This window comes from Blautia sp. CGZ-1-C1 (assembly GCF_056504575.1).
The window spans coordinates 1-8,034 of the sequence record NZ_JBWLUT010000034.1; the positions used below are offsets into that span (position 1 = coordinate 1).

Below are 8,034 nucleotides of genomic sequence, written 5' to 3' on the forward strand. Positions count from 1 at the left end.
ACTTCTTGTTTGAAAAATTGAGAAAACGTAATATTGAACAAAAAAGAAATGCACAGTTCTTAGCATATCGGGAACTGTGCATTTCTGTATATAAATACTTTTAATTAGCCGATTACGGCATCCTCTGCTGTAAAATGTTCCAGAGAATTTTCTTTTACCTGAATGCAGATATAAGTAATTCCGGAAATATCGGATGCAAAAAACTGACGCTTTGCAGCAGGTGCGATTTTTAGCCAGTCTCCAGTTGAAAGGCTAATTTCTTCTCCATCAATTATGGCTTTGCCGTTACCTGAAAGAATTCCATAGATTTCTTCATTTTCTTTATGAGAATGAACAAATGGGACATTTGCTCCTGCAGGTAGTTCGTTTAAACTGATTTCTGCACCTGTTAAAGACAACTTTTCGTGCAGCTCAATTCGGTTTTCCTTTCCAATAGTTGTTTTTGTGTAATTTGCCATAATAACCTCCATAGTTAATTTGTAGTTTCTGGTTGCTTGGTGTTAGTATAGTGTGAGACACATACAAAAACAAGTACGCACCTTTTTGTAACTGTACACTCAAAATCGAATGTGTTACAATAGCCTCGGAGGTGAGAATTATGCGAGCAAAAGAAGAATTACCGGAATGCCCAGTTGCAACAGCAGTATCTCTCATCGGAGGAAAATGGAAACTGCTGATTTTGCGTAACTTGAAAGAGCGTCCATGGAGATTCAATGAGCTACAACGAAGTATAGATGGTATTTCACAAAAGGTTTTGACAGATAGTTTAAGACAAATGATGAGTGATGGACTGGCATATCGCCACGATTACCATGAGCAGCCACCAAGAGTTGAATACGGCTTAACGGAACTCGGAACAAAAATGCTTCCAATTGTTAATTCACTTGCTGACTTTGGTAACTACTATAAATCAATTATTGAACAGAATTAAGGACGTTAGTATTTGAAAAGCTTGAACAATTCCAGTTTATTGGGAAGTCGCAGAGAACGAAAAATCGGGATTGAGCGTCTTCGTCCATTCAAAGAGCATCCGTTTCAAGTGAAAGATCCATAAAGCGACAGAACGAATTATTGAAGAACAGAAAGAACAATCTGAGGATTCATAGAATGCGATTTAAGAGAAAAAAGCCTCATGACCATGCGGAAAAATGAAAGCAAAATACGTTAGCTAATAAAGTGTATAGGCTCAAAAGGGAAAGTGCCCTTTTGGGCCTTTTTTGTGCTTTGCTATAAGTAATACCACAATTAAAGGGCAAAAAATAGCGTTTAAGCAGGGTGTAACGGAAGAACTGAAAGCAACGGATATGATGAGATGGATAGGATTGATGAATAACATTCGAGCCTGTGCCGATGAGATTGTATTGAATGATATTGTGTATTCCTAACGGATACCAACCGAAGAAGAACTGCTGTCAAACCGATGGCAGTTTTTCTTTTTCGGCAAGTATTCAAGAAGTCATTAAGTCGTGAGTATAATCGAAGTGGTAGAAAAGTTATCTCTTATATCGGTTGTAACTTTTTTATGACTCTATTGACAAGAAAACTTGGTATGTGTATAATTAAAATATGCAAAGAAAACTTGGCATGGAGGTGTTTTTATGAAAAAGGACGAAATATTAAAGGCAAGCAGAAAAGAACATCGCAATAAGGACTTGGCTGAAATGGAAGTGGTATATCAAGCCGGAAGTCATGCAAGCAGAGTTGGTGCTTTAGTGTGTTGTTTGCTTTCGCTGTTATCTTCTGTGCTTGCTCATACTATGATTTACAGTCCGTGGGTTATATACTTCAGCATTATTGCAACACAATGGTTAGTTCGTTTTATCAAAATGAAGCGAAAGAGTGATTTGGTCTTGACTGTTCTGTTTTTTGTGCTTTCCATTTTGGCATTTGTTGGATTTGTTAGCCATCTTTTAGAGGTGAGAATATGAAAGAACAATTACAACTGAAAAATCACTTAAAGGAAGTTCGCACAGAAGCAAATCTTTCTCAAGCTCAGCTTGCAGAAATGGTAGGGGTATCAAGAAATACCATTAGTTCTATTGAAACAGGACAGTTTAATCCAACTGCAAAATTGGCTCTAATTCTTTGTATTGCATTGGACAAAAAATTTGAGGAACTATTCTATTTTTAGGAGGTTATTATGGAAAATATTATAATGTTGATTTTGGGAGTGTTCATATCTGTTGTGGGAATTGTAAATATCAAAGGCAATATCAGCACAATTCACTCTTATAATAGGCGAAAAGTAAAGGAAGAAGATATACCAAAGTATGGAAAAACAGTCGGCACAGGAACGCTGATTATAGGAATATCTCTTGTATTAGGTTTTATTGTTTCGTTTTGGAGTGAAATAATTATAGATTATATCATTCTTCCAGCAGTTATTGTCGGATTAGGCTTTATATTGTATGGACAGTTCAAATACAATAAAGGAATTTTTTGAGAATCAGGGAGGTATAAAGATGGAATTGAACACAATATCAGGTCTGGCGATAGCGGGAGTTATCTGCTCCGTTGTCCTCTCGATGGGGGTACCGATTGCTTTGTTCATTGCAGGAAGGGTGAAGCTTAAGGCAAGGATTTCCTCGTTCTTTATCGGAGCAGGAACCTATCTGCTGTTTGCCATGCTGTTGGAGCAGCTGCTGCATGTTCTTGTCATTCAGTTCTGCGGACTGAACGCACAGAGCAGGCCATGGTTTTACTATGTGTACGCGGCTTTGGCTGCAGCGGTTTTTGAAGAGACCGGAAGACTGATTGCCATGAAGTTCTGGATGAAGAAATGGCTGGATTTTCCAAATGCACTGATGTATGGAATCGGGCATGGCGGTGTGGAGGCCATTCTGCTCGGAGGACTCTCCGGAATCAGCAATCTTGTGTCCATGCTGATGATCAACAGCGGAGCCATGCAGAATACGCTGGCGGCACTTCCTGCTGAGTCTGCAAACCAGACCGTGTCACAGCTGTCGGCCCTATGGACAACACCGGCACCACTCTTTTTTGTAAGCGGAATCGAAAGAATCAGTGCCATCATTCTGCATATCGGGTTGTCACTGCTGATCTACCGGGCGGTAAAGGCAGGCAAATGCAGGACAGCGGCTTTTACAGCGGTTCTTGCATATGGGATTCATTTTATTGTGGACTTCTTTGCCGTGGCAGGTCCGGCGCTTCTTCCCATCTATGTGATTGAAATTGGTGTCTTTGTGATGGCAGCCGGAACTCTTGTTATGGCGCTGAAGATGGGAAGGATGGAAGAACTGTGAATTCCAGTTTTCTGCTATCATAAAACAGAATATATCTGACAGAACGCACCGTAGAAATACGGTGTTTTTTGTTACCCAATAGGAATACTTTCAGAAAGTGCCAAAGGTTGGAAAAAAGAATTGAATATGATTTCATGGAATGGAGCTGCAGAAAAATATGATATTCGTGACTGGGCACCAGAACATGAAAAAATGGGAAAAGGAATTACTTTATCTCAAGAAGAGGCAGAAGCTCTGTATGAGTTACTGGGTAAAACTCTAAAAAAATAGTTGTAATTAAATAAGCCAAAGACGTTTGATTGGGTGAACAGTTAAATGTCTTTGGCTTTCTTCGTAGAAATATAAATTTAATCCAACTCTGCCCCTAACTCATACCTCCAATATTCTGCCGCTTCATACTCTCTAGGTTCTGAGAGTATCCCTCTATATAACGAAACGCTCAGAGGCTGTTTTACAGTGGGGTAAAAGAAAAAATATCAAAAAATCGATGATTAATGGTAAGCTTGTGATAGAATGAAAAAAAGAGAAAAGCATAAAGGATGCAGTTGAGGAGAATATTTGTTATGATTAGAAAGTTGCTGAACGGAGATATCGATAGAGTCGCTGACATATGGTTAAAGACAAATCTGAAAGCACATTATTTTATTTCCAATCAATACTGGAAAAGTAATTATGAATTAGTGAAAGAAATGATGTTACAATCCGAAGTCTATGTGTTTGAAGTGGATAAAATGATACAAGGATTTGTAGGACTAAATGATGAATATATCGAAGGTATTTTTGTCTCTGATGAAATGCAGTCATGTGGCATAGGTAAATTTTTATTGGATTATATTAAGGATAAAAAAGTTAGCTTACGATTAAATGTATACCAGAAGAATGCCAGAGCAATTTCTTTTTACCAAAGAGAAGGGTTCATTATTCAATGTGAAGGCTTGGATGAAGCTACTGGTGAAAAAGAGTACACTATGCTATGGAAACGAAAATAGAAATCGGAAGTTGTAGTAAAGGAGGTTTACAATGGGGTTTTGGATTTTTATGTTGATTATGGATTTGCTTCTTCCATTTACGATGATTGGTTTTGGAAGATATTTTATGAAAAAGGCTCCAAAGGAAATAAATTCAGTATTTGGATATCGGACTTCGATGTCTATGAAGAACAAAGACACATGGGAATTTGCTCATAAATATTGTGGTAAAGTCTGGTATGTCTGTGGAATGGTTATGTTGCCGATAACAGTAATATTCATGCTTTTAGTGATTGGAAAAAATGAAGATTGTGTTGGGAGTATAGGAGGAATTATCTGTAGTGTTCAACTTATTCCTTTAATTGGGTCTATTCTCCCAACAGAAATAGCATTAAAAAAGAATTTTGATAAGAATGGAACAAGACGATAAATTCTAGTTTGACGGAGTAATAGATATGAAAATCCGAGAAGTGAATGAGAATAAAAAGCAATTTATAGCATTATTGTTATTAGCTGATGAGCAGGAAAATATGATTGATCACTATCTTGAAAAAGGTACTATGTATGTACTTGAAGATGGTAATGTAAAAGCTGAATGTGTCGTTACTGATGAAGATAATGGAATACTTGAAATTAAAAATATTGCAGTTGATCCTCAGAATAAAGGACAGGGCTATGGGAAAGCATTGATTGACTTCCTTGTAAGTAAATATGCAGATAAATATTCTATTTTGCAGGTTGGAACAGGTGACAGCCCGTTGACCGTACCGTTTTATGAAAAATGCGGATTTGTCCGATCTCACAATATTCCGAATTTCTTTACGGACAATTATGACCACCCAATTTATGAGTGTGGTGTACAGTTAATAGATATGGTATATTTGCAAAGATGTTTATAACTTCCGGTTTGCGTATGATGGCAGATGAGAAGATTAAAAATTCCAATGAACTTGAGTTTGCTGTATTTTGCATTGAAAATGTTGCGGCAAAGCTGGGTGTGGATGCAGAATGTGTCTATCAGGCATTTACCCAAAAGAGTGATATTTTTAACGGTTATATTGTGCCGGAATATGAAGTATTGCATACTCAGAGCCGGGAATATATCGTAGATGACCTCCTTGATATGATGAAGGAAAGAAATGTGGAAATTACGCATTCTAATAAAAATGATCAAAACGAACACTCATCTGCCATGACGGCAAATCCGATTTTACTTCAGAAAAAATATAGCCGCGTCATTGAGTGTTTTGCAAAACAGCATGGACTTTCACTGGATGCGGCGTTGGATTTTTTCTATCGCTCCGAGGTTTATCAGTTGATCCGTGATGGTGTATCGGTCTTGCAGGAGAATCGAAGAATGTAGAGTTCAAAGAGAACCTGCCGGAGAAAAGTATCAAATATATGAAGTCTGTGGTTGCCTTTGCAAATGGAACCGGAGGAAAAATTATTTTCGGAATTGCCGATAAAACCAGAGAGGTTGTCGGTTTTGACAAGGAAGATGTATTCACGAAAATGGATGCCATTGCCAATGCTGTATCAGACAGCTGTGAACCGGCAATCATTCCGGATATCACTTTACAGACGGTTGGTGGTAAAACTGTTATTGTGGTAGAGATTTTTGAGGGCAGACAGCAGTTGCGCTCCTGGGGCATTTTGATTGAGCGTGATGGAAAAGAGTATCCGTCTAATGCTTTTGCTATTTTGACTGGCAACAGAGGACTTCATGTTGCAACACAATGTGGTGTGTTCAAAGGTACAACGAAAGCAGTATTTGTTGACCGTAGAGAATATACCGGTCCGCTTTGGGAGCAGATAGATGAAGCATTTCAGTTTGTTTTGAGAAATATTCATTTGGGTGCTACCATTGTGGGAATTTATCGGCAGGATGTTTATTTTGAGAATTTCTATGACGGTATTTTACAGGTAGCAAATATGCAGAAATTCTTCAAAGAACATTCTGATGGATTCCATACTACAGAGGCCAAAGGCATCTGGAAGGAATATACGGAAAGTTACTATCGGATGGATACCTATTACAGGTTGTTCCATCTGAGTTTCCAAAAGAGCCTGGAGACTTCTACTTTATACCCACTGGTTTTCACAACTTTTATGTGACAAATACTATTGACTGTGATATTATGGAGATGATATAAGCGAAAATGACTTTTGCGGAAACGAAAGTATCTTCATTTTTTATTTAAAAATATGTTTTTTGATGGAATTGTATGTTTGCCAAATTGATAATTAGTATTTTCCCCTAATACATATACAATGAAGATATGTAGTAGAGGAAATGAAGTATAGTCACTTGCAGATAGAGAAGCATATTGCGGATAAAATAACATCTTTATGTGAAAAGCGTGATATCAGTAAATACAGATTATCGCAGTTTTTTCAGGAAGGTAATTTAGAGAATCTGACAGAAAAACAGAAAGAAGTTCTAGGGATATGGAACGATCTGAATGCAAATGAGCAGGAAACAGTAATGTCAATGCTTCGTGGACTTCGGAAGTAGAAGAACAGTTCGAGTATATATATCGGCTGTTCTTTTTTTGTTTTCAGGCGTTAAAACGGTAATGTTTTCTTGTGTACAGTAGAGCGCTGTAGTATAATAAAACCAGTTTTTGGCATAAGTTTAAAAGCTATAATAAGGAAATCGGCAAACCAGATGAAAGTCTGGGACGCAAAGCTACAGGGCCTGTAAAATGGCAGCCAGTTGCATAAAATGAGGTGCACTGTCTGTCTGACAGTGCTTTTTTGTGGTGTTATTGTTACTGTTCACATGCCACTATTCCGCGAGGCGTTTTGGCATGTATATGCCAAAATCCCGAGACATACAGCGCGAATTTATGCGATTAGCATAAATTCTGTGCATCGCGAAGCGTGTTACTGGGCACGGAGTGAACAGTAACGTGTTATTTCATAGGCGTAACTATAATAATTTTACTGGGAGAGAGAAAAGTATGAAAATGAATAAATCAGTATTGCAAAGAAGTATCATTTTTATATTGTGCAGCTGCATCCTTTTTTCAATCTGTCCGGTTTATGCTTTTGCAGCAGAAAATCAGAAAGAGAAAATTGTCAGGATTGGTGTACCGGATGATACATATGATAAGATAAATGAAAATGGAAAAAGAAGCGGATACGGCTATGAATATCTGCAGAAAATCGCAGGTTATACTGGGTGGAACTATGAATATGTAGATTGTACATGGGAAAATTGTTTCGACAAATTAAAAAATGATGAGCTGGATATGATAGAAGGAATCTCTTATACGGAGGAACGGGCAGAGACTATGCTTTTTTCCGCTATTCCAATGGGAGACGAAAGATATTATGTCTATGTAAAACCCGATCATACAGACATCTCATCCTCTGACGCTGCATCTTTCAATGGGAAAAGGATTGGGGTGCTTATGGGTTACCTGTCGGAAATGGTATTGAACGAGTGGGAAAAGAAATATGATCTGCATACACAGCATGTCAATGTTTCAAATAATGAAGATGCTTTGAAGAAAATTGCAGACGGAGAAACTGACGCTTTTGTATGGTTAGAGGATTCCCGTCTGGATGGGTACGGAATGGTGGCCTTAACGAATCTCGGAAGTTCAAAAATGTATTTTGCGATTGGCCAGAGTCATTCTGATTTAAAGACAGAGCTGGATAATGCTATGAGAAGGATCACAGATGATGATCCTTATTATGCAGATGAACTGCATAAGCAGTTTCTGTCAGTGGACAGTGTATATTTTCTGACGGGAGAAGAACAAAAATGGCTGTCAGAGCATGGAGAAATCAAAATCGGT

General features: G+C 37.9%; 13 protein-coding genes, 3 pseudogenes and 1 riboswitch. Of the genes and pseudogenes, 15 read left to right on the forward strand and 1 reads right to left on the reverse strand.

Translation table 11 applies throughout. The features are described 5' to 3' along the window. Window positions 1-104: 104 nt before the first annotated feature. Window positions 105-458, reverse strand: a complete 354-nt coding sequence (locus AC058W_RS01730) for a cupin domain-containing protein (RefSeq protein WP_004614173.1) — start codon at window positions 456-458, stop codon at window positions 105-107. A gap of 140 nt (window positions 459-598) precedes the next feature. Here AC058W_RS01730 and AC058W_RS01735 point away from each other — a divergent pair, with 140 nt between their 5' ends. The 15 genes and pseudogenes from AC058W_RS01735 to AC058W_RS01805 all read left to right on the forward strand — a co-directional run. Further along, window positions 599-931 (forward strand): winged helix-turn-helix transcriptional regulator, encoded by a 333-nt coding sequence (locus AC058W_RS01735; RefSeq protein ID WP_008373705.1) that lies wholly within the window; start codon window positions 599-601, stop codon window positions 929-931. A gap of 376 nt (window positions 932-1,307) precedes the next feature. Then, a complete protein-coding gene (locus AC058W_RS01740; protein ID WP_242854876.1) occupies window positions 1,308-1,385 on the forward strand; it encodes a TnpV protein in 78 nt (25 codons plus the stop codon). A 213-nt stretch (window positions 1,386-1,598) separates the two neighbouring features. Next, a complete protein-coding gene (locus AC058W_RS01745; protein WP_117676381.1) occupies window positions 1,599-1,928 on the forward strand; it encodes a DUF6442 family protein in 330 nt (109 codons plus the stop codon). Beyond that, a complete protein-coding gene (locus AC058W_RS01750; RefSeq protein ID WP_003865061.1) occupies window positions 1,925-2,131 on the forward strand; it encodes a helix-turn-helix transcriptional regulator in 207 nt (68 codons plus the stop codon). Before AC058W_RS01745 ends, AC058W_RS01750 begins: the two co-directional genes overlap by 4 nt. Window positions 2,132-2,140: 9 nt before the next feature. After that, a complete protein-coding gene (locus tag AC058W_RS01755) occupies window positions 2,141-2,443 on the forward strand; it encodes a hypothetical protein (protein WP_008121271.1) in 303 nt (100 codons plus the stop codon). Between the two features lie 19 nt (window positions 2,444-2,462). After that, window positions 2,463-3,260: a YhfC family intramembrane metalloprotease gene (locus tag AC058W_RS01760; protein WP_119244629.1), complete on the forward strand. Its 798-nt coding sequence runs from the start codon at window positions 2,463-2,465 to the stop codon at window positions 3,258-3,260. 78 nt (window positions 3,261-3,338) lie between these two features. After that, window positions 3,339-3,530 (forward strand): YdbC family protein, encoded by a 192-nt coding sequence (locus tag AC058W_RS01765; RefSeq protein WP_055249572.1) that lies wholly within the window; start codon window positions 3,339-3,341, stop codon window positions 3,528-3,530. 293 nt (window positions 3,531-3,823) lie between these two features. Beyond that, window positions 3,824-4,249, forward strand: a complete 426-nt coding sequence (locus AC058W_RS01770) for a GNAT family N-acetyltransferase (RefSeq protein ID WP_117676383.1) — start codon at window positions 3,824-3,826, stop codon at window positions 4,247-4,249. Between the two features lie 31 nt (window positions 4,250-4,280). Continuing rightward, window positions 4,281-4,658: an SdpI family protein gene (locus AC058W_RS01775; RefSeq protein WP_117676384.1), complete on the forward strand. Its 378-nt coding sequence runs from the start codon at window positions 4,281-4,283 to the stop codon at window positions 4,656-4,658. A 25-nt stretch (window positions 4,659-4,683) separates the two neighbouring features. Further along, complete coding sequence (locus AC058W_RS01780) at window positions 4,684-5,127, forward strand: GNAT family N-acetyltransferase (RefSeq protein ID WP_117676385.1); 444 nt, start codon at window positions 4,684-4,686, stop codon at window positions 5,125-5,127. Window positions 5,128-5,144: 17 nt separating this feature from the next. Beyond that, window positions 5,145-5,354, forward strand: a pseudogene (locus tag AC058W_RS01785) (DUF3791 domain-containing protein); the annotation flags it as partial. A 66-nt stretch (window positions 5,355-5,420) separates the two neighbouring features. Continuing rightward, window positions 5,421-5,564: pseudogene (locus tag AC058W_RS01790) on the forward strand (DUF3791 domain-containing protein); the annotation flags it as partial. Next, window positions 5,561-6,121 (forward strand): annotated as a pseudogene (locus AC058W_RS01795) (AlbA family DNA-binding domain-containing protein); the annotation flags it as partial. The pseudogenes AC058W_RS01790 and AC058W_RS01795, both read left to right, overlap by 4 nt. A gap of 400 nt (window positions 6,122-6,521) precedes the next feature. After that, window positions 6,522-6,743, forward strand: coding sequence for a hypothetical protein (locus tag AC058W_RS01800; RefSeq protein ID WP_118411646.1), 222 nt, complete (start codon window positions 6,522-6,524; stop codon window positions 6,741-6,743). Window positions 6,744-6,876: 133 nt separating this feature from the next. Next, a riboswitch (cyclic di-GMP riboswitch) is annotated at window positions 6,877-6,952 on the forward strand. Between the two features lie 239 nt (window positions 6,953-7,191). Continuing rightward, the coding region (locus AC058W_RS01805) for a substrate-binding periplasmic protein (RefSeq protein ID WP_479389635.1) at window positions 7,192-8,034 on the forward strand (843 nt) is incomplete at its 3' end.

Coding starts and splice junctions, on each gene's coding strand:
- AC058W_RS01730 (WP_004614173.1), bottom strand. CDS start 458: ATGGCAAATTACACAAAAACAACTATTGGAAAGGAAAACCGAATTGAG.
- AC058W_RS01735 (WP_008373705.1), top strand. CDS start 599: ATGCGAGCAAAAGAAGAATTACCGGAATGCCCAGTTGCAACAGCAGTA.
- AC058W_RS01740 (WP_242854876.1), top strand. CDS start 1,308: ATGAGATGGATAGGATTGATGAATAACATTCGAGCCTGTGCCGATGAG.
- AC058W_RS01745 (WP_117676381.1), top strand. CDS start 1,599: ATGAAAAAGGACGAAATATTAAAGGCAAGCAGAAAAGAACATCGCAAT.
- AC058W_RS01750 (WP_003865061.1), top strand. CDS start 1,925: ATGAAAGAACAATTACAACTGAAAAATCACTTAAAGGAAGTTCGCACA.
- AC058W_RS01755 (WP_008121271.1), top strand. CDS start 2,141: ATGGAAAATATTATAATGTTGATTTTGGGAGTGTTCATATCTGTTGTG.
- AC058W_RS01760 (WP_119244629.1), top strand. CDS start 2,463: ATGGAATTGAACACAATATCAGGTCTGGCGATAGCGGGAGTTATCTGC.
- AC058W_RS01770 (WP_117676383.1), top strand. CDS start 3,824: ATGATTAGAAAGTTGCTGAACGGAGATATCGATAGAGTCGCTGACATA.
- AC058W_RS01775 (WP_117676384.1), top strand. CDS start 4,281: ATGGGGTTTTGGATTTTTATGTTGATTATGGATTTGCTTCTTCCATTT.
- AC058W_RS01780 (WP_117676385.1), top strand. CDS start 4,684: ATGAAAATCCGAGAAGTGAATGAGAATAAAAAGCAATTTATAGCATTA.
- AC058W_RS01800 (WP_118411646.1), top strand. CDS start 6,522: ATGAAGTATAGTCACTTGCAGATAGAGAAGCATATTGCGGATAAAATA.